The 25453-nt window shown below is 40.8% G+C and carries 22 protein-coding genes; 20 read left to right on the plus strand and 2 right to left on the minus strand.

Annotated elements, in window-relative coordinates:
- Positions 1-58: 58 nt before the first annotated feature.
- The 19 genes from NSQ50_RS14860 to NSQ50_RS14950 all read left to right on the plus strand — a co-directional run bounded on the left by NSQ50_RS14860 (position 59) and on the right by NSQ50_RS14950 (position 23886).
- Positions 59-1084 (plus strand): response regulator transcription factor, encoded by a 1026-nt coding sequence (locus NSQ50_RS14860; RefSeq protein WP_076099254.1) that lies wholly within the window; start codon positions 59-61, stop codon positions 1082-1084.
- Positions 1084-2910: a cache domain-containing sensor histidine kinase gene (locus tag NSQ50_RS14865; RefSeq protein WP_076222509.1), complete on the plus strand. Its 1827-nt coding sequence runs from the start codon at positions 1084-1086 to the stop codon at positions 2908-2910. Before NSQ50_RS14860 ends, NSQ50_RS14865 begins: the two co-directional genes overlap by 1 nt.
- A 209-nt stretch (positions 2911-3119) precedes the next feature.
- A complete protein-coding gene (locus NSQ50_RS14870) occupies positions 3120-4682 on the plus strand; it encodes an extracellular solute-binding protein (RefSeq protein ID WP_076099252.1) in 1563 nt (520 codons plus the stop codon).
- A 59-nt stretch (positions 4683-4741) separates the two neighbouring features.
- A complete protein-coding gene (locus NSQ50_RS14875; RefSeq protein WP_076222507.1) occupies positions 4742-5941 on the plus strand; it encodes a hypothetical protein in 1200 nt (399 codons plus the stop codon).
- Positions 5942-5957: 16 nt separating this feature from the next.
- On the plus strand, positions 5958-6989 hold the full coding sequence (locus NSQ50_RS14880) for a glycoside hydrolase family protein (protein ID WP_178420256.1): 1032 nt from the start codon (positions 5958-5960) through the stop codon (positions 6987-6989).
- Between the two features lie 47 nt (positions 6990-7036).
- Positions 7037-8203 carry a glycoside hydrolase family 88 protein gene (locus NSQ50_RS14885; RefSeq protein ID WP_076222504.1) on the plus strand — a complete coding sequence of 389 codons (1167 nt, stop codon included), beginning with the start codon at positions 7037-7039 and terminating at the stop codon, positions 8201-8203.
- Complete coding sequence (locus NSQ50_RS14890) at positions 8197-9999, plus strand: alpha-L-fucosidase (RefSeq protein ID WP_076222502.1); 1803 nt, start codon at positions 8197-8199, stop codon at positions 9997-9999. The genes NSQ50_RS14885 and NSQ50_RS14890 overlap by 7 nt, the downstream gene beginning before the upstream one ends.
- A gap of 239 nt (positions 10000-10238) precedes the next feature.
- Positions 10239-10982 (plus strand): metal ABC transporter ATP-binding protein, encoded by a 744-nt coding sequence (locus NSQ50_RS14895; RefSeq protein WP_283160366.1) that lies wholly within the window; start codon positions 10239-10241, stop codon positions 10980-10982.
- Positions 10975-11817 (plus strand): metal ABC transporter permease, encoded by an 843-nt coding sequence (locus tag NSQ50_RS14900; protein ID WP_076099248.1) that lies wholly within the window; start codon positions 10975-10977, stop codon positions 11815-11817. The genes NSQ50_RS14895 and NSQ50_RS14900 overlap by 8 nt, the downstream gene beginning before the upstream one ends.
- Positions 11814-12734, plus strand: a complete 921-nt coding sequence (locus NSQ50_RS14905) for a metal ABC transporter substrate-binding protein (protein ID WP_036677864.1) — start codon at positions 11814-11816, stop codon at positions 12732-12734. Before NSQ50_RS14900 ends, NSQ50_RS14905 begins: the two co-directional genes overlap by 4 nt.
- Before the next feature lie 212 nt (positions 12735-12946).
- A complete protein-coding gene (locus tag NSQ50_RS14910) occupies positions 12947-13837 on the plus strand; it encodes a hypothetical protein (RefSeq protein WP_036677862.1) in 891 nt (296 codons plus the stop codon).
- Between the two features lie 221 nt (positions 13838-14058).
- On the plus strand, positions 14059-15981 hold the full coding sequence (locus NSQ50_RS14915; RefSeq protein ID WP_036677860.1) for a BglG family transcription antiterminator: 1923 nt from the start codon (positions 14059-14061) through the stop codon (positions 15979-15981).
- A 143-nt stretch (positions 15982-16124) separates the two neighbouring features.
- On the plus strand, positions 16125-16442 hold the full coding sequence (locus NSQ50_RS14920) for a PTS sugar transporter subunit IIB (protein WP_036677859.1): 318 nt from the start codon (positions 16125-16127) through the stop codon (positions 16440-16442).
- Between the two features lie 23 nt (positions 16443-16465).
- Complete coding sequence (locus tag NSQ50_RS14925; protein ID WP_051490993.1) at positions 16466-16789, plus strand: PTS lactose/cellobiose transporter subunit IIA; 324 nt, start codon at positions 16466-16468, stop codon at positions 16787-16789.
- Between the two features lie 59 nt (positions 16790-16848).
- Positions 16849-18147 carry a PTS cellobiose transporter subunit IIC gene (celB, locus tag NSQ50_RS14930; RefSeq protein ID WP_036677857.1) on the plus strand — a complete coding sequence of 433 codons (1299 nt, stop codon included), beginning with the start codon at positions 16849-16851 and terminating at the stop codon, positions 18145-18147.
- A gap of 42 nt (positions 18148-18189) precedes the next feature.
- Entirely contained in the window at positions 18190-19662 is a 1473-nt protein-coding gene (locus NSQ50_RS14935) for a glycoside hydrolase family 1 protein (RefSeq protein ID WP_036677855.1), read from the plus strand.
- 216 nt (positions 19663-19878) lie between these two features.
- Entirely contained in the window at positions 19879-20199 is a 321-nt protein-coding gene (locus NSQ50_RS14940; protein WP_038571021.1) for an ArsR/SmtB family transcription factor, read from the plus strand.
- 2 nt (positions 20200-20201) lie between these two features.
- Complete coding sequence (locus tag NSQ50_RS14945; protein WP_076184590.1) at positions 20202-20618, plus strand: SRPBCC family protein; 417 nt, start codon at positions 20202-20204, stop codon at positions 20616-20618.
- A gap of 103 nt (positions 20619-20721) precedes the next feature.
- Positions 20722-23886 carry an ATP-binding cassette domain-containing protein gene (locus NSQ50_RS14950; protein ID WP_076222500.1) on the plus strand — a complete coding sequence of 1055 codons (3165 nt, stop codon included), beginning with the start codon at positions 20722-20724 and terminating at the stop codon, positions 23884-23886.
- Positions 23887-23954: 68 nt separating this feature from the next.
- Here NSQ50_RS14950 and NSQ50_RS14955 read toward each other — a convergent pair whose 3' ends face one another.
- Positions 23955-24350, minus strand: a complete 396-nt coding sequence (locus NSQ50_RS14955; RefSeq protein WP_076217591.1) for a cupin domain-containing protein — start codon at positions 24348-24350, stop codon at positions 23955-23957.
- 20 nt (positions 24351-24370) lie between these two features.
- Positions 24371-24691 carry a carboxymuconolactone decarboxylase family protein gene (locus tag NSQ50_RS14960; protein WP_076125630.1) on the minus strand — a complete coding sequence of 107 codons (321 nt, stop codon included), beginning with the start codon at positions 24689-24691 and terminating at the stop codon, positions 24371-24373.
- Positions 24692-24860: 169 nt separating this feature from the next.
- On the opposite strand from NSQ50_RS14960, the gene NSQ50_RS14965 reads away from it, so the two are divergent.
- Positions 24861-25286, plus strand: a complete 426-nt coding sequence (locus tag NSQ50_RS14965) for a MerR family transcriptional regulator (RefSeq protein WP_076190371.1) — start codon at positions 24861-24863, stop codon at positions 25284-25286.
- Positions 25287-25453: the final 167 nt, after the last annotated feature.

Raw genomic sequence — 25453 nt, forward strand, 5'->3', positions numbered from 1 at the left:
CAATTTCATACCACAAGACAACTGATTCTGATTCCATTCCGGAAGGGATTTGATACAAGTGCGAGTATTGATTGTAGAAGATGAGCCTGTCATTCAAAAAGGATTGGTGAAGATGGTCCAGCGTTATCCGGTCTCATTCACCGCGATTTATACAGCCGACGATGGCGAAGCAGCCTTAGAAACTATCCAAAAGCTAGAACCGCATTTAGTACTGACAGATTTGCGCATGAAGCGGATGGATGGCCTTGATTTATGTGAACGAATTCACCGTGATTACAGTCATGTCCAGGTGGCAGTCATTTCCGGGTACAATGACTTTCAATATGCTCAACGAGCAATGGCATACGGCGTTAAGCGATATTTGTTAAAGCCGGTTCTCCAGCAGGATGTGCATGATATGCTGAGAGAACTTATATCCGGAATGACAGGCAACATTATTCCTGTTCATAAATACGTGGATTGGGCCGAACAGCTGGAACAACATATCTGGCTGCTGCAACGTGATGAGACAAACCGTCTGCTTGATGACAGAGAAACATCCGGTTTATTTGAAGGGTTGAACGTCTTTAGCATGGATGCAGTCCTGAATGATTGTCTACAAATGATCGTAGATCGCTTGGAACGCCGAGGCTGGAAGCCTCAGTCCCGGTGCTGTGGAGATGTGAAAGCCGCCAATACGAAAAAAGAAACGATGTTAGCATTTGTCGCAATAATAAACGGTATACTTGCGGAGCTGCAACTTACTCGCAAAGGCAACTATAAGGACCCGGTTGAAGAAGCAAAAGCTTTCATTGATAAACATTTGGCTGAGGATGTGTCGTTAGAAGAAGTAGCCAAACGGGTGGGACTTGCCCGCACCTACTTCAGCGCATTATTCAAAAAAATGACGGGGGAAACCTTCGTACACTACCGGATCCGAAGAAGAATGGAGGAAGCGCGCAGACTTCTTGCCGTACCTACCATGACAATCAGTGATATCTCGATTCATGTAGGTTACGAGGATTATCCCCATTTTACGAAGACGTTTAAAAATCTCGTGGGTGTGTCACCTTCGGAATACCGTGCTTCGTTTGGCATTGAATAATGAGAGCAACCCTCAGCCGGAAGCTGCTATTTTATTTTACCATTGTCATCTTACTTTCCCTGTCAGCGCTGGGGATTTCCTTCTACAGCATTTCTGCCAAGCAATTGCAGGCAAGCACTGAAAACCAAATGATTCAGATCGTAAATAATGCAGTTCATCATACCAATCTCTATATTTCATCCTATCAACGGTCGACCGTGGCGCTACTAACGGATTTGAGAGTTAAAAGATATATTGACCTATCATCAGACCGTGAGGAATATGAAAATTACCGCTACACGACCGATATTCGCGATGCAATTGTCGAACCAGTATGGATTCGCAATCCCGAGATTGAAGCCTTATATATTATCGGGTATTCCGGGAATGCGCTTTATTATTATAATGGCGGTTCAGCGCCATCTTTTACACAGGAAGACACCGCTAGACAGATCAGGTATTTCAAAGAACATACAGATGTCAGTGGACAGTTGAATGTAATCAATTACAGTATCCGTGGGGATCAAACGCCGATGTTGACCTTAATCCGCAGCATTCGTGGCCTTCAGTCACCAGAGATGAAAGGATTTGTAGGCATTGAAGTCAAAGCGGAGGAGCTCTCCACGTTATGGAAAGGGATCGATCTTGGTCCCGAAAGCTATTTTTTTATTGTAGATGGCGAAGGCAGGATTCAATATCATAACGATCAAAACAAAGTAGGGACGTTGATTCCCGATAGTCTTGGCAAGCAAATTGAGCTAGCAGGAGATGCGATGTTCCGCAGCTCGGCAGAGGGAGTGGAAAAATCTTATATCAGCCGTAATGCGGAATATTCCGGTTGGCATCTGGTTGTATCCATTCCAGACACTCAGCTGCAAAAGCCGCTAATTACCATCCGGAATTATATTATTGCTGTCGCGATTTTGACATTTATGATAGCGCTGTTTCTGGCAAGCCGATTTGGTAAGTCTGTTACTACACCAATCCGTATACTGATGAAAGGAATGAGCCAGACCGAAAAAGGAAATTGGGAATTAATCTCCCTTCCGAAAAGCCAGGATGAGGTCACTGGGCTTATCGTTCGTTACAATCTGATGGTAACGCGCCTGTCAGAGCTTGTGGACACCGTGTATCAATCAGAACTGAAGAACAAGGAAGTGGAAGCCGAGCGGCAGAAGGCCGAATTCCAATCCTTACAGTTACAGATCAACCCCCATTTTTTATATAATACGCTCGAAACGGTGGTCTGCTATGCAGTAATTCAGGATTCAGATGAAATATCAGAAATTGTCGGAGCCCTGTCCTACATGCTGCATTATTCGGTGCGCACCAATCTTGAAGAGATAACCGTGGCCAATGAGCTGAAGCATGTCATCCATTATATGGTCATTATCAATCACCGGATCGGAAGGCCGTTTGAAATCGATGTGCGGATAAAGCCTGAAATGCTTCTGCGCAAAATGGTCCGTTTGACCTTACAGCCACTTGTCGAAAATGTGTTCCAGCACGCTTTTCGTTATGGTGTTGAAGATCATCACACAATTACGATTGATGCTGGAGAGGATGGCGATATCTTCTGGGTCAGCATTACGGATAATGGCAGCGGGATGACCCCGGAGCGGCTTGAAGAACTTCGCCTCAAACTGAGCGAAAATCGACTCGCCGATGTGGAGGAAGGTAAAGGAAGCCCAGGTGGCATCGGTGTGCAAAATGTCCACCGCCGGATACAACTTGTCTTCGGGGAAGAATGCGGTGTTGACGTAGAAAGCAGTCCAGAATGGGGAACACGCATGATCATGAGAATGCCGATTTCCGGAAGGAAGGAACATCAAGTGCTTAACGCATAGGCGCTACTCGCCGAAGAGAACGAGGATCAAAAGGCTGTCCTGAGGTCCGAGCCGCGGACTTTTTGGGATGGCCTTTTTTTATAACGGCAACCGATCACAAAAAAACACATCCCATAATAATCCACCCCATGGGAGTGCTGATGATACAGCTTTATGATGGGTACAGGTAAACCAAATACCTTTTTATACTAATAAGGGGGATTATCCAGATGAAAAAATGGGTTAGTCTGATCCTATCCACGGCGCTTGTATCAAGTCTCGTCGCAGGATGCGGAAGCAATGAAACATCGGACGGTAACGCCGATGCAGCAGGCGAATCAAAACCGCTTAAATTTAGTATTTCGTTAAACACAAGCGGAAACGCTTACACGGAAAGTTCTAAAGACATTAACACTGATAAGTGGGTCAAGGAGTTGGAAAAACGGGCGAATGTCGATTTAGACATTAAGTTAATTCCTTTGAAGGACTTTGATTCCAAAATGGCTGTTATGTTCGCAGGCGGTGATATTCCGGATGTGGTTCAAAATGTCGGAGGGGCAACAGATAAATCGATGGCTGGATCGGTTCAGGCTGGTGTTTTTATGCCGCTGGATGATCTGCTGAAGGAGAATGCGCCTAACTTGATGAAGGTTGTCCCGCAGGAAGCATGGGATGAAGTCAGCTACGACGGAAAAATATATGGCATTCCGACTTGGCTCAGCAATCCGTCTCGACGTGCCACCTTTATCCGAACAGATTTATTGGAGAAAACCGGTCTCCCGGTACCTGTAACGATTGAAGATTTCTTGAATGTGCTACGCGCTTTTAAGAAACTCGGTGTGAGCGCGCCTTATCAGATGCGTGAGAACTTCAAATATGCAGATATCGCATTCGGTGCATATGACGCGCTTGGCTATCAGTTTACAGAGGATAATGGAGAGATCGTACCCAAATTTTATAATTCCGAGAATATGGAAAAAGCACTGAACGTATACAAAACGATGTATGACGAAGGCCTCATTCAAAAGGATTTTGCAACAATTCAGACGGCGCAGTATGGCGAAAATATTGCTGCAGGCAATGCAGGAATCTGGACAGCTAACGCGCAGAATCTACTGGATTTCCGGACCCAAATCGCCGCATCCAATCCGGAAGCGAAAGTGGATATTATCTCGTCGCCAACCGGTGACAATGGACAAAAAGGATATGGCTTGTATAGTTCGGTCAATACCTCACTGTATATCAACAATAAGGTCAGTAAAGAAAAGGCTGCCCGGATTATTCAAATGTTTGAATGGATGCAGACCCCGGAAGCAAGTAATTTCTATAGCTTTGGGATTGAAGGCGAGAATTACACGGTAAAAGACGGAAAAGTTGATTATAAGCTGCCAGAGAACAAGGCTGCCCAAGATGAAGAGAAATTCCGCACACAGCTGCGCTGGGTAGGGGACGGAACGATCAACCGCGAACGAACTGAACTGCTTACGGGTGGTAAAGATGTTTTGAAAGCATTGGATGAAACTCTGAGTAAAGAAGGCTTAGGGGGCATCGGTTTTGTACCTGATCTGGAGTCATTCAGCAAATTTCCTGATCTTGCCTCCAAACGTCCCGATCAGGCACCAAAACTGATCATAGACCATATGGTCAAAATGATTTATGGCAAAGAACCGATTAGCGATTTCCCAAAAGTCATCGAGGAATATAAGCAAAAGGGCGGCGAAGAAATCTTAAAAGAAGCAACAGAACGCTACAAAAACAATGAGGGAATCCTTAATCAGCAAAGCCGGAAATAGATAGATTCTAAGGAAGCCTCTTCATTCGAAGGGCTTCCTGCCAGTTAGGAGGGAGAACGATGAGTCAAACTTCATTGTGTGATGAAATCATGCGTCTGCCTGTAATCGATACACATACCCATCTCGTCGGCGATAAGCTAAACGCGGCTGACTTCTGGGAAATAGCCGATTATTTCTGGTTGAACCAAGAGCTTCAGTCAGCAGGATATCCGGCGAATGCGGACCAACTTTCGAAAGAGAAACGGGCTGACTCTTTTGTTAGCGCCTACCACGCTTCCCGTAATACGATGATGAATCGTGCTTTTACAGCAATCATGAAAGATCTGTACGGTATCTCCATCACAGATTCAGAGTCGGTGTTCAAAGCGGATATAACGATTAAACAGCAAAGTCACGATCCCGGCTGGGCGCAGAACGTAGCTGACCGTCTGCATGTGCAGCGGTTTATTGTAAACCGTCCGGAACATGCCAACTTTGCACACATGAGGGAAAATGCTCTACTGATTCCTCGAATTGACTCTTGGCTGCCTGAGCTGGCAAAGAATATTGCAGATTCCTATGATCCCAGCCGGGAGGCTGCTTATGCTCAAGCGAAAAAATTTATTAGCGAGCAGCTGCAGTCTTATCAGACTATGGGCTGTCCAGGAATCATGACTACGTTGCCAGCTTTTGAAGCCAAAGCTCATGATGTTTACAATCTTAGCAACGTAACTGGACCGGATGAAATTATGATGCTGCTCTTTCATCATATTTGTTCGGAACTGCAAGCAAGAGGAATGTTCTTGCAGTTGTTTCTCGGCGTCGAACGCAGATGGTGTAATACATCAGCTGCGCCAGTTAACGATTCGCTACGGATTGTTAAACTGTACGGTTTATTCGAACGGTATTCCATTCCGTTTGAGCTGGTGGTGGCTTCGGAATTAAATAACCTGGATGTTGTGCAGGCTGCATGGAATTTCCCTAACGTTCATGTAGGCGGGTTGTGGTGGTATAACTTCAGACCCAGTACCTATTTGCAGAGCATGCAGTATCGGTTGGAGGCACTCGCCCCGCTCAAGTGTTCGCTCATTGTCTCGGATGCGCGGTGTATCGAATGGACATATGGCAAGCTGCTGATCGTTAAAAAAATACTTGCGCGCTTTTTGGAAAGTCAAATAGCGGAAGGCTGGATCAGCCGGGATGAGGCGCTGGATATTGCTGCGGAATGGCTGCATGGCAGTGCTGCTAAACGTTATAGACTAACGGATGTTAAGCAATAAGCCATGGAGGGAGAAAATGACTTTTTCATTAATGGACCGAATGTTGCCTGCTCCTTTGAACGGAGGATTCCGTATGGAGGACTGGTGGGTGTGGTGCGGATCAGCTGTGCGTGGCGAGGATGGGCGTTTTCATTTATTCGCATCCCGTTGGCCGAAGTGGCTGCCGATGCATCCGGGATGGTTACTTCGCTCAGAAATTGTCCGCGCATCTGCCGATAACGCGGAAGGACCCTATACGTACGAAGAAACCGTACTACCCGCAAGGGGAGCGGAATACTGGGACGGACGAAGCACCCATAATCCGCATATCCTTCGTTATGGCGATAAGTTTCTGTTGTATTATATGGGCTCAACTCATCCATTCGCTGAGCCGCAGCCTAATGAAACAGTGGAACTTGACGACTATCGGGTGATTGCCGCTCGTGCCAACAAACGTGTTGGCCTAGCTGTAGCCGACAGTGTATTCGGACCATGGACAAGGATGGATGCACCTATTCTGCCTACACGTCCGGGCAGGTTCGACAGCTTCCTCACATCCAATCCGGCTCCTTGTATCCGCGAAGATGGCTCCTTGCTATTGGTATATAAAGCCCGCAAATACGAAGGCAATTCCTATGGACAGATGACGCTTGGCATTGCCGGTTCATCTAAGGACGAAGGGCCATATAGAGTAATTAACAACGCACCGCTGTTTCCACCAGAGCGGTCTCATATTGAAGATCCATTTATCTGGCGGACGGCGGACGGGTACCAAATGATCGCCAAGGATATGGATGGCCGGATATGTGGAGAAAAGCACGGTGGGATATTTGCATCTTCTAAGAATGGAACCGACTGGCAACTGGCTGATTCAACGCAATCGTATTCCCGACGAGTTCTCTGGGAGGACGGCACTGAGCAGTGGATGGGCAGCTTTGAACGGCCGTTCCTATTATTTCAGGAAGGGGTTCCTACCCATTTATTCGCTGCGGTAGCAGATGGACCGGGAGGGTTCCGAAATGCGAAGCACACTTGGAATATGGTCATTCCACTAAGGACAACGCTTTAAGAGGTTGAATTTCATAAATATCATCAATGTTAACAGGAGGTACTAAAATGGGAGATGTACTACCAACTCAACAAAATCGCGAACTGGTAATTTCGGAGTCAACTCTGGAATGGGCGGATAGCGCATGGCAACAAATTATAAATAAAGTGGAAAAGACTAGTAAGCGAATTGGCGTTAGTTTTCCGCATGCTTCCATGAGTGGAGTATACGACAACATGCGTCCATCGTGGTGGACAGCAGGGTTCTGGCCGGGTATTTTGTGGCAGATTGCCGCAGAGGGGAATTATCCGGCGCTGCAAGAAATCGCCGAGCAAATTGAAGAGAAACTGGATGAACCTCTTTATGCTCTTTCCGTTCATCATGATGCCGGTTTTATATGGACACTCTCAGCTTTGGCCAATTACCGCGTGACTGGTAATGAACGCTCCAAGCAGCGCGGGTTGATGGCTGCCGCTCAACTGGCCAGCCGCTTTAACCTGAAAGGGTCATTTATCAGAGCCTGGCATGACTCGGAGAAGATAAACCGGGCGGGATGGTCCATCATTGATACTGTAATGAATCTGCCCTTATTATACTGGGCATCGGAAGTTACAGAGGATCCGCGTTTCCGGCATATCGCCGCTGCGCATGCGGAAACGGTAGTGGAGCATTTTTTACGTCCGGATGGATCAAGTTATCATATTCTGCAGTTCAACCCGGAATCAGGAGAAAAAATAGGCGCTATGTCCGGCCAAGGTTATGCGGAAGAATCCGCTTGGGCACGGGGCAGCGCATGGATGATTTACGGTCTTACTTTGAATTATCACTATACCGGAGAGAACAAGTTTCTATCGGGAGCTAAAAGAGCTGCGCACTTCTTCTTGGCTAATCTTCCGGAGGATCATGTACCTCACTGGGATTTCAGGGCACCTGATGCAGGCGAAAAGCCGCGTGATACCTCTGCTGGTGCATGTGCGGCATGTGGCTTGATCGAGCTGGCAAAGATCGTACCACAGACGGAAGCCTCTTTTTACCTGCGAGCCGCAGAACAAATCGTTCGCTCACTTTATGAGAATTATGGGACTTGGGACATTCCGGAAGAGGAGGGATTGATTCTTTCTGGAACATCCAATCTCCCAGGGGGTGTGCACATTGATACGCCACTGATCTATGGCGATTATTTCTTTGTCGAGGCTGTATCTAAACTCCGCGGAACCGTTCTTCAGTTATGGTAAGAAACGGAAAAACAACAGAAAACCTTCTCGATGATCCGTATAGTATACAGTCCGTCGAAACTCCGATAGACAATGAACAGGCTCGGCGTATGGAATGGTGGCAGGAAGCCAGGCTCGGCTTGTTTATTCACTGGGGACCTTATGCCCTGCCTGCGGGTGAATGGAAGGGAAAAGAAATACAAGCTTCTTACAGTGAGCATATTATGCTACGCGCGAAGATCCCAGTTGCTGAATATGAGGAAATGGCCGCAGCGTTCAGTCCATCAGCTTTTGATGCAATGAAGTGGGTGCGGACTGCCAAGCGTGCTGGCCTAAAATATATCATCTTTACAGCTAAACATCACGACGGCTTCGCGATGTATGACTCGAATGTATCCGAATATTCGATCGTCAAGCACACCTCATTAGGCCGTGACCCCCTTCGGGAACTAATGGAGGCATGTAGTGCGGAAGAAATGGTACTCGGAATTTACTACTCCCATGCGATGGATTGGCATGATCCAGACTCTCAAGGGAATACCTGGGATTATCCACTGAATATCGGCGCTTATGATGACGTTCAAACTTGGTTAAATGATATCGATAAACACACCCGCTTTGAACGATATTTGCACAGCAAATCAATCCCTCAAGTCCGTGAGCTGCTGACGGACTACGGAAAAGTTGGTTTAATGTGGTTTGATTGCGGGGGCAAACTGACCCGTGAGCAAGGAGAAGCGTTTTTGGCGGCGGTTCATGCAATTCAGCCAGATTGTTTGGTCAATAGCAGAGTATGGAAAGCACCACTTGGAGATTATTCAAATACATCTGATAATCAACTTACGACTCGTAACCTTGGTAAGTACTGGGAGAATATTATTACGTTAAATGACTCATGGGGGTATAAGAGATCCGATCACCATTGGAAATCTCCTGTAACTATCATCCGCCAGATCATCGATGTTGTAAGCAAAAATGGGAATCTGGTTATCAATATCGGCCCAACAGCGACAGGGGAATGGGATCCAGTATCCGAATCCATTTTGCTTGAAGTAGGAGATTGGTTAAATACCAATGGGGATAGCATTTACGGTGCTGGAGAATCGCCCACAGCCAAACCGTCTTGGGGTAGATGCACTTTGAAAGGAAACACATTATATCTGCATGTTTTCAATCTTAAGAAGAGAAATAAGCTAATCGTTCCCGGTCTGAAGACCGCTGTTCAAAAGGTATTTGCTTTAGATGGAGGGGAGGAGCTGTTTTTCACAAAGCTATCTGAGCAGGATCTGGAAGTCGAACTCCCCAGCTTACCGAACTTTGCCGAAAATTCTAACAACATGCCGCTGGTCATCGCAATTGTCTGTGCAGAACCTGTAGAAGGTAATCCAGTCCGATTATTGGACTTTGGAGAAGATACCTTACTAGAATTGGGGGTATTTGAAAGCGAGATCTTTGGTCCAACCCTCCGTTACGATACAGGAAAAAAAGACCATGATAATTTGTTGGACTGGAAGGATAGAGAGGATACCACAGTTTGGCATGTCCGGACATTAGGTCCGGTAAGATTTCAAGTTAGTATCGCATATCGCAGCGAAGAAGGAGAGAATGGCGGTGGCGGAGTCTACCTCATCAAGGCTGCGGATCAAATTTTGCAAGCTAAAGTTATTTCTACCGATGAGGTTAATAATTTTCAAAGCTTTCAAGTAGGTGAACTGTATCTCCCCACGGCAGGAGAATATACGATTCAATTGCAGGCAGAGCTTATTACAGGGGGTTATTTGATGCAGCCTAGATGTTTAAAACTACTGCAACTATGATATTTTTATATTGTAATAATGAAAAAGAACTCAAATCACTTGGGTTCTTTTTTTTGTTGATTTAAGGATTGTTGTTGACATATTGCCCTTGGGTAAATATATTGTATATAAGAATAAATGTTTACCGAGGGAAACAAATTGAACCAAAGGAATCATTGTTTCTATTAGGAAATAAATTAACCGGGTGAACAGAACAGTGCTACATATGAACTTAACAGAGATAAGGAGTTTTTTTTATGATTGAAATCAGAAACCTAAACGTAGATTATTTCGGTAATTCTGCACTAGAAAATGTAAATATTGATATTCCCTTTGGGTATGCAATCGGAATTATCGGACCAAATGGTGCCGGGAAATCTACATTTATCAAGTCTTTGTTAGAGGTGATAAAGAAGAGAACAGGATCAGTTATGGTGGAGGGAAAAGATATTTCTGAGTACAAACGGAAGATCGCATATGTGCCGCAAAAGAATGACATTGATCTTTCTTTTCCAATCACGGTAAGGGATACAGTGCTGACTGGAACTTACCCTAATTTGCGAATCTTCCAGCGTCCCGGAAAAACAGAGCGGCAAAGAGTCGAGGAATGTATGGCGATGGTGGATATAAGTGATCTTGCAAATAAACAAATCAGCAATCTGTCCGGGGGACAACTCCAAAGAGTTTTTATCGCCAGGGCACTTGCACAACAAGCAAATGTATTTTTTTTAGATGAACCTTTTGTAGGCATAGATTTAGTCAGTGAGAAAATCATTGTAAAGCTGCTAAAACAACTTCGCGAAGAAGGGAAAACCATACTCATCGTTCATCATGATTTGCATGAGGTCGAAGAATATTTTGACAAAGTCATCATTCTCAATAAGAAATTAATTGCTTTTGGTGACGTTAAAGACACCTTTACGCCAGAGAATATCCTCAGCGCCTATGGTGCCTCCTTAGGTAATCTGGTGATCAAAGGGATGGGGGCGACAGATCATGATTGATTATTTCTCAGGGGTATTAAACATTCCAATATATGCACTTAACGCGGGATTATCTGCTATCATTCTTGGAATTGTATCAGGGGTTTTAGGAAGCTTTATTGTGCTCAGAAAGATGTCATTAATGGGAGATGCGTTATCACATGCGGTGTTACCCGGGGTGGCGTTATCTTATATCTTAGGAATCAACATCCTTCTTGGAGCTTCACTGTTTGGACTATTAGCAGCAGTTCTCATTCAATTTATAACAAGTCGCAGCAATATTAAAAGTGACACTTCTATTGGCATTATTCTTAGCTCATTTTTTGCGCTAGGCATTGTCCTAATTACTTTCGCCAAAAGCGGGCTTGATCTAACTCACATTCTATTTGGTAATATTCTGGCCGTCCCACAGTCGGAGTTAATGCAATCCTTTATTATTATGCTTGTTGTTATTGCCATCATTTCATTGCTGTATAAAGAGCTTTTAATGAGTTCATTTGATCCGGTTGTTTCCAAAGCCTATGGGTTAAAAACAGGGTTCTATCATTATTTATTGATGATGCTCCTATCTGTAGTTACCGTATCTTCGTTATCTCAAGTAGGAATTGTGCTTGTGATTGCAATGCTGGTTATTCCGGCTGCTACATCCTATCTCTGGACGAATAAGCTGTTCCACATGATTATCCTAGCTTCTACAATCGGCGCTGTATCCGGGATTATAGGTGTAATTGTAAGCTTTAAATTCAATTTACCTACAAGTGCGACGATTGTTCTGGTCGGCGTAAGCATGTTCGGAATTTCATTTATAATCTCACCCAAAAATAATTTTTTCAGGAAAGGGTTGAAGCAAGGATGAAGACCATAAAAATACTCTCTTTGACAATGTTTATCGTACTTCTTACCGCATGCTCAAAGATTAGTGAAGGAGATGCAGACCATGATAAGCTGCAGATTGTTGCAACGTACTCCATTATCGCTGATATGACCGAAAACATTGTAGGGGAGAAAGCTGAAGTTTACAGTATGGTACCCATCGGAACAGATCCGCATATGTACGATCCATTACCCAAGGATACAAGTAAGGTTTCTAGCGCAGATTTAGTGTTTTATAACGGTTTGAACCTAGAAACAGGTAAGGGGTGGTTTCAAGATCTTCTAGATGTGACTAATAAAAAGGATGTTGCTTTTGCGGTCTCAGATGAAGTATCTCCGATGTACCTAACAGAAAAAGGAAAAGAAACACAGGTAGATCCTCATGCCTGGCTGGATATTCAGAATTCAATAAAATATGTAGATATCATCACAAAACGTGTAATCGAAAAAGATCCCGACAACAAAGAATTTTATCTTAATAATCAATCGGAATATGTTAAGAAACTGAATGAATTGGATCAATATGCAAAAGAAGCAGTCGAAAAAATTCCACAAGAGAAACGTATCCTTGTTACCAGCGAAGGAGCATTCAAATATTTTTCTAAAGCTTACGGATTTGAATCAGCTTTTATCTGGGAGATCAATACGGATAGTCAAGGAACGCCTGAACAAATGAAGAATATAATTAAGATCATTGATGAAAATCAAGTGCCTGCATTATTTCTGGAAACTAGCGTAAATCCAAAAACAATGGAAACTATCGCAAATGAAACAGGAGTACCGATACACTCTAAGATTTTCACCGATTCTTTAGCTAAGAAAGGCGAAGAGGGCGACACATACATTAAAATGATCAAATGGAATATTGATAAAGTTATAGAAGGTTTATCTCAATCCTAAATGCCTGCTCCAAGCCTATATTAACCGACAGAAGGTTCAGTTTACAGCTGATTCCTATGTCGGTTTTTTATTGAATAAAATCTACATTCGAGCCTCGAAATATTACGTGTACGCCTTGGGATAACCTGCTACAGGAAATATCTTCTTGTCTACTTTTCAAAAAAATCTTGGTAAGGTAGAGGCTAACACTTAATAAGAGGTGAAGAGTTGTCATGATTAAGAAACACTGTTTGTTCTGTGATGAGATTGTTTCCATTGAACCAGAAGGCGATAACGATAGATATATAGGCTGTTCTTGTTCACCAGGCGGGTTTTATAGTCTACGTAGAGACAGCTACGAACCCATTAATTCGCTCCCGCATCAAAAGAAACGCGACATGCTTCATGTAGTATCTGCTTACATACGTGAGCTGACTGATTGTGATGAAAAGATCACTATATCTGCTGATGATTTAGAGTCCATTGTAAATTCACCAAAAATACCTGTCAGCATTGAAGATAAAGGAAACCGTCTACTGCAATATTTATATAGACATTCTGAAGGCCCGGGGGAAGCGGTTGTCATTCAACCCCTCTCTAGCAGCTATAACTTGACGTATTCTCCCAATCTGCAAGAGCTGGTATACATCATAGACAAGTTGATAAGTGATCAGCTTCTGATCAGGGAAGGCATGACCTTTAAGCTTACTGAAACCGGCTGGAATGAAGCTGCGGAAAGCGCTGGAGGTAAAAAACTAAAACCTTGTCTCGTGCTCGTGTCGGATGAAGAAAATTTGTCTACAACATGGCTGGAGAAGTTATTGCCCAAAATAGAACAGTGTGGTTTCCTGCCGCGCTTATTAACACATACGAAAACTCAAAACGGCGAAAAATACGAGTTGGATCAAATCGCAGAAAGCAAACTGATTATCGCAGATTTAACGGGGCAATCCCCAGAGGTGTATTTTTCAGCGGGATATGCACTTGGTTTAAACATACCCGTATTATGGACCGTAAACAGTATTGAGGCGGATAAACTTTTTGTACAGCTTAAGGATATTCGTCCTATTGTGTGGGATTCAGCAGAAGAGCTAGCAATTATACTGCAGCAGAAGTTGAGTTAACCCGCAAATTTCTTGCCATGACTTGTCAAACGAAGCTGAAATTTAAACAGGTGTCTTCTTAAATGAGGACGCCTGTTTCTTATGTTACTGTAAGAACACTATCAAATTTTCTTAGGAAGTGATATTGTAACCGATATAAAAAAATGAGCAAATGTATGTAAATGTATGCTTCAGTTAATATTAGCTCATATTCATACTCTGGATAAGAAAGAGGGATACAATTGTTTTCAAAACGGCAAAAAGAAATACTTTTATACTTAATTAATTCTAATCAACCTGTCACAGCTGCATGGATTGCTAAAGAACTGAATGTTAGCGATCGAACGATCCGTAATGATTTGAAAGAGTTACAAAATATATCCGCCATAGTAGGACTAAAAATAGAGTTAATTCGTGGGAAAGGCTTCGTTATAAGAATCATCGATAAAGATACATTCTCTCAAAAATTACATGAGTTAACTAATGATAAAATCAATCCTTCTACAGTAGACTTTTCTGAACAAGATAATAGGGTTCTTTATTTGTTGAGTCGGTTTTTATTAGAAAATAAGTATATCAAGTTGGCCACTATTGAAGATGAGATGTTTGTATCTAAATCGACAATCCAAAACGATCTAAAAGAAGTGCGTAAGATACTGGAAAAATACAACCTGAATTTAGTTAATCGGCCTCATTATGGCCTGTTTATAGAGGGCGATGAATTTAAGAAACGAATATGTTTGTCTAATTTTTTATACAAAAGAGAAGAAAACTCCGATCCAACTTTCGATAACTTTACTTTGTTTGACAAAGAGGTATACACGAAAATCAAAGAAATAATCATCGGCAAAGTAAATAAATACAAAATTGAGATTTCAGATATTTCCTTGGAAAACCTCGCTATTCACTTAATAATAGCTTGTAAACGTATCGAAGAGGGATTTTTAATCGAACAACCGTCGGTAAATCTTATGGAAGAGTATCCTTTTGAAAAAATTGTTGCCCATGAAATTGTTAAAGACATAGAAGAGTTCACAGATCTGCTCTTTTCCGATTCAGAGATTAATTATATTATCATCCATTTGGTTGGAACAAAATTGCTGCCGAAAGAAAATCTAACGGAGTACAGTAAGTTCGATGAAGTGGACTCCATTGTCAGCTGTATTTTAAAAAGTTTACAAACTGAGTTGAATTGGGATTTTGGCCATGACCATGAATTTATTCAAGCCCTGACCCTTCACATTAGGCCTGCGATGAATAGATTAAGATACAACATGAATTTTAGAAATCCTCTGTTAAATGATATTAAGACGAGTTTTCCAGCCGCATTCGAAGGAGCACTTATTGCGAGTAAATGTATTAACTACTATTTGGATTCAGAAGTTGGAGAACATGAAGTTGCTTACATTGCTTTGCACATTGGGGTTGCTTTAGAAAGAATGAAAAATAAAAACAAAAAAATAAAACGAGTTATTCTTGTATGTGCGTCTGGTGTTGGAAGTGCCAAATTACTTTATTACCGATTGATCAATTCATTTGAGAATCTATTGCAGATTGTAGACACAATTAGTTTTTACAAATTAGCAGAAACGGACCTCTCTTCGATTGATTTTATTATCAGTACAGTTCCGATCAATGAAGATATAGGTATTCCCGTCTATGTTGTAAATACCTTTCTAGAAGCTAAAGACCTCAAAAGAATCAAGGACGTCTTACTGTCTTCAGAACAGGTCGCAGAAACTCATTCTTACCTTGACGCATCTAGAGTATTCGTGAAAAAAGAATTTACCACAAAGGAGAGTGTGATTCATTTTTTAAGCAATGAGCTAACAAAACAAGGACTTGTACCAGAGCATTATGAATCCTTAGTAGTTGAAAGAGAGTCCTATGCACCCACTAGTTTTGGAAATCTTGTCGCTGTTCCACATCCTTCACTTCCTGTTACCTCGGAAACCTTTTGGACAATCTGTACGTTAAAACGTCCTATTCGTTGGAATGATAAGCAAATGGTGCAATTAATTTGTTTATTAAACATTAAAGAAGGAAACAATGTCGACCTAGATAAAATGTATAAAAAGCTAGGATCATTGATAGAGGATAAAGAGATTGTTGTGCAGATCCTTGCTAAGGACTCTGTGGAAGAAATTATACAATTACTAAACTAGAGTGAGTGAGAAATTAGGTACTGCCTTACTATTTGCAATGTAACCGTTTCCTGTTGATTTGGAAAAAGGTTAACTTAAAAAGAAAGCGATTTAAGTTTACACTAAAGGTGTTCAATAAATGATAATTTTAGGGGGAAGTCAATATGAATACAATTATGTTAGTGTGTTCAGCAGGAATGAGTACAAGCCTTTTAGTAACAAAAATGCAGAAGGTTGTTGAAGAAAAAGGGTTGGATGTCGATGTTTTTGCTAAATCAGCATCTGAAATTGATATTACTTTGCAAGAGAAAAAGGTTGATGTCTTATTGTTAGGACCTCAGGTGAAATATATGAAAAAGCAATTAGAAACAAGATTAGCAGATAAAAACATTCCTATAGAAGCTATTGATATGTTGAATTACGGAATGATGAACGGTGAAAAAGTACTTGAACAAGCCTTGCAATTAATTGAAAGTAAATAGAGATAAGAGAGGAGTAGAGAGAAATGGTAGATGAAGTGAAAGAGGAATACTATACTGTGGCTTTTAACATTATCAGTAATGTAGGCGCAGCTAAAAGCTTAGTAATGGAGGCGCTTTACGCAGCCAAAGAGGGAGAATTTAAAGAGGCACAAGAAAAATTAGAAGAATCAAAGCAATTTTTTAGAGAAGGTCATAAAATGCATAAATCATTAATCAAAAGAGAAGCAAATGGCGAACAGCTTCAATTCTCACTGATCCTTATGCATGCTGAAGACCAACTTATGAGTGTAGAGACCATTTCTTTACTTGTTACGGAAATCATTGAACTTTATAAGCTTTCAAAATAGGATCAAAAAGAAGTGGCATCGCAATAAGAAAATACTTCTTCGGGAGCGTGCAAGAAACTATGGATAAAATAACGAAATTTTTAGAAGATAAGGTAATGCCAGTTGCAGGTAAAATCTCTGGTCAGCGGCATTTACAAGCGCTTCGCGATGCAATGGTTTTAACTATCCCGTTTATTATTATCGGTTCCATTTTTTTAATCTTAGCAAACCTGCCAATTCCAGCCTATTTAGATTTCTTGGTCGCCCATCCAAATATCAAAACAGCCTTACTATATCCGTACAATGGTACATTTAACCTTGTCGCATTAGTTGCAACATTTGCCGTGGGATATAGACTAGCAGAGAGCTATAAAGTGGATCCGCTTTCTTCAGGGGCTGTGGCATTATGTTCATATTTTGTAGTCACTCCATCAACTTCTTTCACAGTAGATGATGTTGTCACAAAAGCAATGAACGTGAATTATTTTTCGAGTCAAGGTTTATTTGTAGGGTTGTTAACCGCAATCTTCGCAACAGAAATATATCGCAGAATCGTACAAAAAAATATAGTTATTAAAATGCCGGATGGTGTGCCGCCAACAGTTGCTAAATCCTTTACAGCGATTATTCCTGGTTTCTTTGTTATCGTGAGTGTCTGGGGAGTTCGCCTACTTGTTGAGAACTTTACTGGTTTTGATAACGTGCATACCATTGTTGCCAAGCTTCTTCAACAACCATTAACCACTGTTGGAACAAGCTTAGCGGGAACAATTGTTGTGTTCTTGTTAATCAACTTATTATGGGCAATCGGATTACATGGTTCCACCATTGTAGGTTCTGTCATGTTGCCTATCTGGTTGCAATTGACCTCAGAAAATGCTGCAGCCTACGCAGCGGGTTCACCCGTCCATAATATTGTTACAGCAGAATTCAGATATCTTATCTTTATCGGTGGATCTGGTGCAACTCTAGGACTAACGATTGCTATGTTATTCTTTGCGAAGAGCAAACAGCTGAAACAAATGGGTCGACTGACGATTGGACCAGGACTATTTAATATCAATGAGCCGTTAATCTTTGGGATGCCTATCGTATTAAACCCAATGATGTTAATCCCATTTCTTATAACACCGATTGTTACTGTTTTGATAACCTATCTCTCCATGGATTTTGGATTAGTAGCGTTGCCAATAGGTGTACTGCCACCGGGAACAATGCCATTAATTATCGGCGGATATTTGATGACAGGTAGTATCTCGGGAATGATCTTACAAATTGTACTGTTTGCAGTAGCGTTTATTATTTACTATCCGTTCTTTAGAATAATGGATAATCAAAAATATAAAGAAGAACAAGATGCCCTTATCCAAAAGGTTTAATCCGTAGCATATGTTTTATTTAACAACAAGGAGGGTTTACACATGTTTGAATTGAAAACGACATTTCCAGAAAACTTTTTATGGGGAGGAGCAGCAGCTGCCAATCAACTAGAAGGAGCAAGTAATGTTGGCGGTAAAGGGCTTTCTCTAGCAGATGTATATATTTTTGACGAAAACACCCCTAAAAAAAACTGGTCTGACCAGTGGCACCTCATGACTCATAAACAAATAGAAGAAGCACAAGATCCCGCAAGTGAAAAGTATTATCCCAAAAGACATGGGGTGGATTTTTATCACCACTATAAAGAAGATATTGCTTTATTGGCCGAAATGGGTTTTAAAGCCTTCCGTATGTCCATTGCTTGGACTCGTATTTTTCCAAATGGGGATGAATTAATCCCTAATGAAGAAGGTCTTGCATTTTATGATCGTGTGTTTGATGAATTGAACAAATATGGAATTGAGCCTATTGTTACTTTATCCCATTATGAAATGCCACTTCATCTAACAACTAAGTATGGAGGTTGGGTGAACCGGAAAGTTATAGATTTCTTTGTTCGCTATGCAACCACTGTAGCTGAAAGATACAAGCATAAAGTGAAATATTGGATGACTTTTAATGAAATTAACTGTGTAGTACACCACCAATATGTAAGTCTAGGGGTTATCGAAGAAAATCATCCGAATATTGAACAAGCAATGTTTCAAGGAGCGCATCATCAATTTGTCGCAAGTGCACTTGCAACCAAAGGGTGTAAAGAAAGTAATCCTCAAGCAATGGTTGGATGTATGGTTAGTTATCAACTTCTTGTTCCTTATAGCTGTGATCCTGACGACGTTCAAGCCACAGTTGATAAACAACGTACCTCTTTATTCTTTACTGATGTTCAAGCGAGAGGTTACTATCCGGCTTATACCGCTCGAATGTTTGCAGAAAAAAATATAGTTTTGAAAACAGAGCCCGAGGATGAACAAATCATGAAAGACTATCCAGTGGATTATGTATCCTTTAGCTACTATATGTCTGGTGCAGTTAGTGCACATCCAGAAAAGATAGAAGGCGCAGAAGGGAATTTGCTTACAGGCGGAGTGAAAAATCCTTATTTACCATCGAGTGATTGGGGTTGGCAGATTGATCCTAAGGGTTTACGAACTGCAATAAACCAATTGTATGACCTCTATCAAAAGCCGGTACTTGTTGCAGAGAATGGCCTAGGTGCCTTAGACGTATTACAAGAAGGCGATGTTATAGAGGATGATTACCGAATTGATTATTTAAAAGAACATATTAAGCAAATAAAAGAAGCCATTGCAGATGGTGTAGATGTAATGGGCTACACAAGCTGGGGTTGCATAGATATGGTGAGTGCAGGAACAAATCAAATGTCCAAACGTTATGGTTACATTTATGTGGACCAAGATGATATGGGCAGAGGTACAAAACGTCGTATAAAGAAAAAATCATTTTATTGGTACAAAAATGTTATCGCTACTAATGGAGAACAATTAGATTAATTATTAAAGCGTACAACGAAATGATTTATCTGGAGGCATTATCAAAAGCAGTCCTATGCTGGACTCGCTTTTGGTAATGCTTTTTTTACTGAATTGTTGACATGTGACCATTTGGTGTCTTATAATCAATTAGACACCAAATGGTGTCCTATTAATTAATAATGATGGATACTAGGTGACATTACAGGAAATATTACGGAAAAGGTGGGGGTGGTTGTGAGCGACAATAGTCAAGTGAGAGATGTTTATGACGCTGTTGCGGATCCAACAAGACGAAAACTTCTTCAAATTCTGGCTGATGTTGATGAATTACCTCTGTATGAGATAACGATTCATTTTGAAATGGGTCGTACAGCCGTTTCGAAGCATTTAAATATACTTAAAGATGCTGGTCTCGTAATTGCTCGGAAGGTTGGCAGAGAGACGAGGTATCGGTTGAATGCCAATCCTTTGAAAGAAATTCAAGATTGGGTATCTTTTTATGAAGGATTCTGGAAACAAAGAATTGATAAATTAAAACTTATATTGGAGGAATAACTATGAAACCAGATGTATCATTAGATTTTCAATTTACAAGTTCGATCGAGAAGGTATGGAATGCTTTAACGGATTCGGATACGCTTGCGAAATGGATCTGGAGTAATGATTTTAAACCCGTCGTTGGTCATAAATTTCAATTCCGTGCTGAGCCAAATGAATGGTGGGATGGAATTGTAGATAGCGAAGTACTCGTCGTGGATGAGCCGCATACGTTATCTTATACTTGGAATAGTGCGGGAGAAAGTACTACTGTTACTTGGACTGTGAGTCAAGATTCAGAGGGGAAGGTTAACCTCCATCTAGATCAATCAGGATTTAGTGAGGAGACGAAAGCCCGCCAAGGAGCTATCGAAGGTGCTAAATATGCTTGGACAAATATGGGTGGTCAGCTCGAAAAGGCATTAGCAGAATTGTAATTTCAAGAATAGGGCGCTTTTCTGGAATAAGGAAAGTGCCCTTTTTAATTGAATAAATCATGGCAATACTAGATGAAGAGAATGGAGATGAGATGAGCTTACTATGAAAATAAATCAATTAATTGCGAACAATATTAACAGATTAGAAACGGTACTGCCAGTTGATGAGTCGTTAGGAATTGCTGGTTTGTCTGGATCTGGTAAAACAACTTTTTGTCAAACGATTGGGGAAGAATCAAAAAAACGTCTCGTTTCCTTACTGCCAAAAGCTGAATACCAGTATTTATTCCCCAATATTATGGAGACTAATTTCAGTGCGATCAAAATGGAAGCAATACCACTTGTTCTTTTTCTTGGTAGATCATCCATATCTTCAAATCCTCGGTCAACCATTGGCACACATACAGGTGTGTTTACTGAAATCCGTGTCACTCTTGCTGAACAATATAATCTCTCTCCAGAGGTTTTTTCATTTAATAATGAATTGGGTTGGTGTCCTGATTGTAAGGGTCGTGGAACTACAAAAAATGTCGAGTGTAAAAAGTGTCAGGGGAAACGCTATAATCAAGCAGCTGAACAATATAAAATTGAATTATTGGATCAAGCAAAGAGTATTTCTGATCTAAACGACTTAAGTATAGAGACCATTTTATCACAGGCAGATATTCTAAAAATAAGTGAAGGTAAACAACAAATTCTGAAAAATATAATCAATATGAATATTGGTTATTTAACATTAAATCGTATTATGGGTACATTATCAGGCGGAGAATTAACACGACTTTACTTGGCAGAATTCATGGCAACAAGTGAAAATACCGTGATTATCATTGATGAAATCTCCGTGGGTCTCGATCACCAAACCCTATTGAAGATTTTAGCGGAGATTAAACAGTTGGGATATAAAAATCAAATTTGGCTCATTGACCATTCTGACACGGTGCTGGACACAGCGGATAAACACTTGTTCTTTGGACCTGGCAGTGGCAAATATGGCGGGAAAATTGTTGAAGAATCACCACGTCCTGAGCCCATCAATAGAGAACTAAATCAGGCAGCACCTGCAGAATATTATCAATTTCATGATCTTTATTGTCGTAATATTCAAATGGCCGAAATTCAGATTCCTCAAAATAGAATGGTAACTTTTACAGGTGAGTCCGGATGTGGTAAATCTACACTGGTTAATGAATGTATGGTCAAAGATTTTCTAAAGCGTTATTCCAAAGATAAGCTGGTGATCGTAGGGCAAGATCGAAATCAGTCGATTACCAGTCGCTCGACCGTTGCCACTTTTCTTGATATTAAAAGGAAACTCACAAAGTACAGTGAGGATATTGATGATATTTTTGAGCGCTCGATTGAAGATATTATTGTTGAACTGCCAAATGAGGACATTGCTCATAAAAGACTTAGCTTATTGATCAAGCTTGGACTTGGTTATTTGACGTTGGAGCGAAAAACACAGTCCTTATCCACGGGTGAATTTCAATGTGTCCATTTAGTTTCTGAGCTGTTTGCGGGCTCAAGAAATCCACATACACTTTTTATTTTTGACGAGCCTTCCAAAGGTTTATCACAAAATATTTTAAATCAATTCATTAACAGCATTAGGGACATTCTGCAGGATGAATCTGTCTCCATAATCATGATTGAACATAATTCCTATATGTTAGAGAACTCTGATTTTATCGTTGATTTTGGCAAAAGACAGCTTGCACCTGTGGAGCATCTTGATGTTCTCAGTCATGATGATTATTATCGTCAACAAAATACTGCTGATAGTGTGGCACCTGCGCACATTTCTTCAACACTCCAGCTACAAAATGGAATTGACTATTTAAAAGAAGGTCAGATCCCCTATTTTAAAAATGCAGAGAACATCTATAAAGGTGGCATCTTAAAAAGCTTATCCTCCATGGCCCGCCTGATTTATGGTGAATATGAATCGGATACGATTGCGCCTGTCATCGCCATTGATCTGGAACGACACTTGTATAGTCAGTTTACTTTCCTTTATGAAATGGGTGGCTTGATCAACCATATTGTGGCAGCGCATCCCACTAATAAGGATACAAAAAGCTTTGATTTCTATCAATCAGACAATCATTGTCCAAGCTGTAAGGGCCGCCGTGTGATTGAAGAATTTGACTTTGATATTGTTCTTCAGGACAAGAACGTACCCTTTTGGGACGGCTCATTACATCCAGATGCGATGGAGATTCTGAAATTCTATCAATTACCAAAAATAAAATTCATCTTTGATGAGTTAAAGAATGAGCTCGGACAGGATATTAGCAAAAGTTATAATGAGATGACAGAAGCTGAAAAACACACCTTTTTATACGGGTATTGGGAAAAGTCCTTCTATGATAAAGCAGCTAAAGCCTCGAGAACTTGGGAAGGCTTTAATACCATTATCGGGAACTATATGGTTATCTCGAAATCGATTATTAAAGAGCATATTAAAGCATCCAAAAAAATGATTACCTGTCCAATTTGTCAAGGAACGGTATTAAATCATCATAAAAAGCTTAAATACGGCGACACTGATATTCGTGAGATTATTGGGATGCCCCTTGATCAAGTCATTAGCACCGTTGGTGAATTACAGGTACTAGAAAAAATGAAAGCCATCGTGGGCGGCGATATGGTTTTGACAGAAGAGGTCTCTCTATTACCCAGGGAAACACAAGTCGCTCTAAAAATGCTTGAACTAGAGTTAGGAAGTTTTGCGCAATACGAAATGGTGTTACAAAACACCTTGCCATTCTGGGACAGCATTAGCGGCAGTATCGAATCCATCAGCAGGAAAAACCGGATTACGATCTGTGATTTTGCCAATATACACGAAACAAGAGAAAATATCATAGATAAGTATTTCACTAATGGAAAATATAAAAAGCTGACTTATGTCTATGAAGCGTTTGGTTACAAAAAAATCGTCACCTTAATTAATAAGGTTAAAGCAAGCCATCCCTGTCCATTCTGTAAAGGGAAAAAAGTTATTTCGGAAGATGGACTTCATGATGGCGTATATAAATTAACGATTCCCTGTGTTAGTTGTTATGCGAGTGGAATCAATGATGAAGGGCGTAAGGAAGTCGTAGAAGGTATAGATGTTCAAACTTGGCTAACGGGTAAAGTAAGTGACGTTATTTCTGAAAGCTTAAATATTGAGGCTGTTGCTGAGATTCCAATTTTCAATCGTATTCGTGAGTTGAATAAACAAGAGATGATGGCAGTTTACCAATTTCTTGAGCAATAAAGTTTAGTTTTCTCAAAAAGACGATATAGAAAAGAAACGCATCGAGTCTATAGACTCGATGCGTTTTTTTATAATTGATTATAAAGCTCACCATCAACAGGTTCTAACCATTCTGTTTCTCCGGGTGAAATGGCTAAGTGGACAAACCAACTGTCTTTTGTAGCACCATGCCAATGTTTTACGTTCGCTGGAATATTCACAACATCCCCGCTTTGGAGGAATTGAGCTGGTTTGCCTTCTTCTTGATACCAACCCTCACCACCGGTAACTAATAATACTTGTCCGATTTTATGGAAGTGCCAGTTATTGCGAGCTCCCGGGGCAAAGGTTACGTTCCCAATAGGCGCATTCAAAGGTGTCGCATCAGTATAAATCATCTGCAAGTATGCATCACCTATAAAATTAGCTTCAACCTTTTGTCCGAGTGGAAAGATAGTACTGTTGCTTAGTTGCTCATTAGCCATAATAAAAAAACCTCTTTCGTTTAATTTTTATAAATTTCTTTGGCAATATTAAATGCCGACCAAGCTTTAGGCCACCCTATATAAAACGAAAGGTGCGTGATGATTTCCGCTACTTCATCTTTTGTGACTCCGTTTGCCTTTGCTTTATGCAGATGTGGAGTTAATTGTTCAAAGTTTCCTCCTGATATTAATGCTGAAACTGTAATCATGCTGCGGTCACGTGCAGATAATTCTTTCTCTCTTGACCACACTTCACCGAATAAGATATCATCGTTCAGTTCAGCAAATTTCGGAGCGAATTCTCCTAACAAGTCTCGTCCTGCTGTTTGTTTTTCAGCCATATAAGAACATCCCTTTCATCGATGATTAACTGCTTCAAAATGAAGTATAGACCTTAAAGTACACTTTAAGGCAAGCCATAAAAATGGATTCATACTCCGCCATTTGGTTTTTTATTAATTTAAGTATATCCTTTGAATAGAAACAAAATTAGAAATGGAGGTGGGGATCATGCCTTATTCCATTGGAGAATTTGCAGAAATCGTCGGTGTTAACAAGAGCACGCTCAGATATTATGAATTGGAAGGCTTACTTACTCCACATCGAAGTGACAATAATTTACGTGAATATACAGATCAGGATATAGGTTGGGTTCAATTTTTGCTTCATTTAAAAGATTCAGGAATGACGATGGCAGAATTGAAGCAATATACCGAGTGGCGGGCTATGGGGGACGAGACAATTCCTGAACGGAAAAATTTACTTGAACAGCGTAAGCAACAAGTGGAACAAGAAATTAAGGCATTGCAACAAAACTTGGATATACTGAACCGTAAAATTGTATTTTATAATGATCAACTAACGGGGAATAAATACGAATTCGTCCTTTATCACAATGAAAAGAAATCACATCAAGAAGAAAAAGTAGATTCCTAACAAGTTAAGAGGCAGATGAACAACTTTTGATTATCAAAGGTTGTTCATCTGCCTCTTCTAATTTCAAAACTTGAAATCGAAGATGAGAGTCTATTTGTGTAATCATATTGCATGATCCGGTCGAGATATTACATTCTCATTTATCCGTTTATTAATTATATTGAAGC

It is taken from the genome of Paenibacillus sp. FSL R10-2788 (genome assembly GCF_038003885.1).
Classification (GTDB): Bacteria; Bacillota; Bacilli; order Paenibacillales; family Paenibacillaceae; genus Paenibacillus_AQ; species Paenibacillus_AQ odorifer.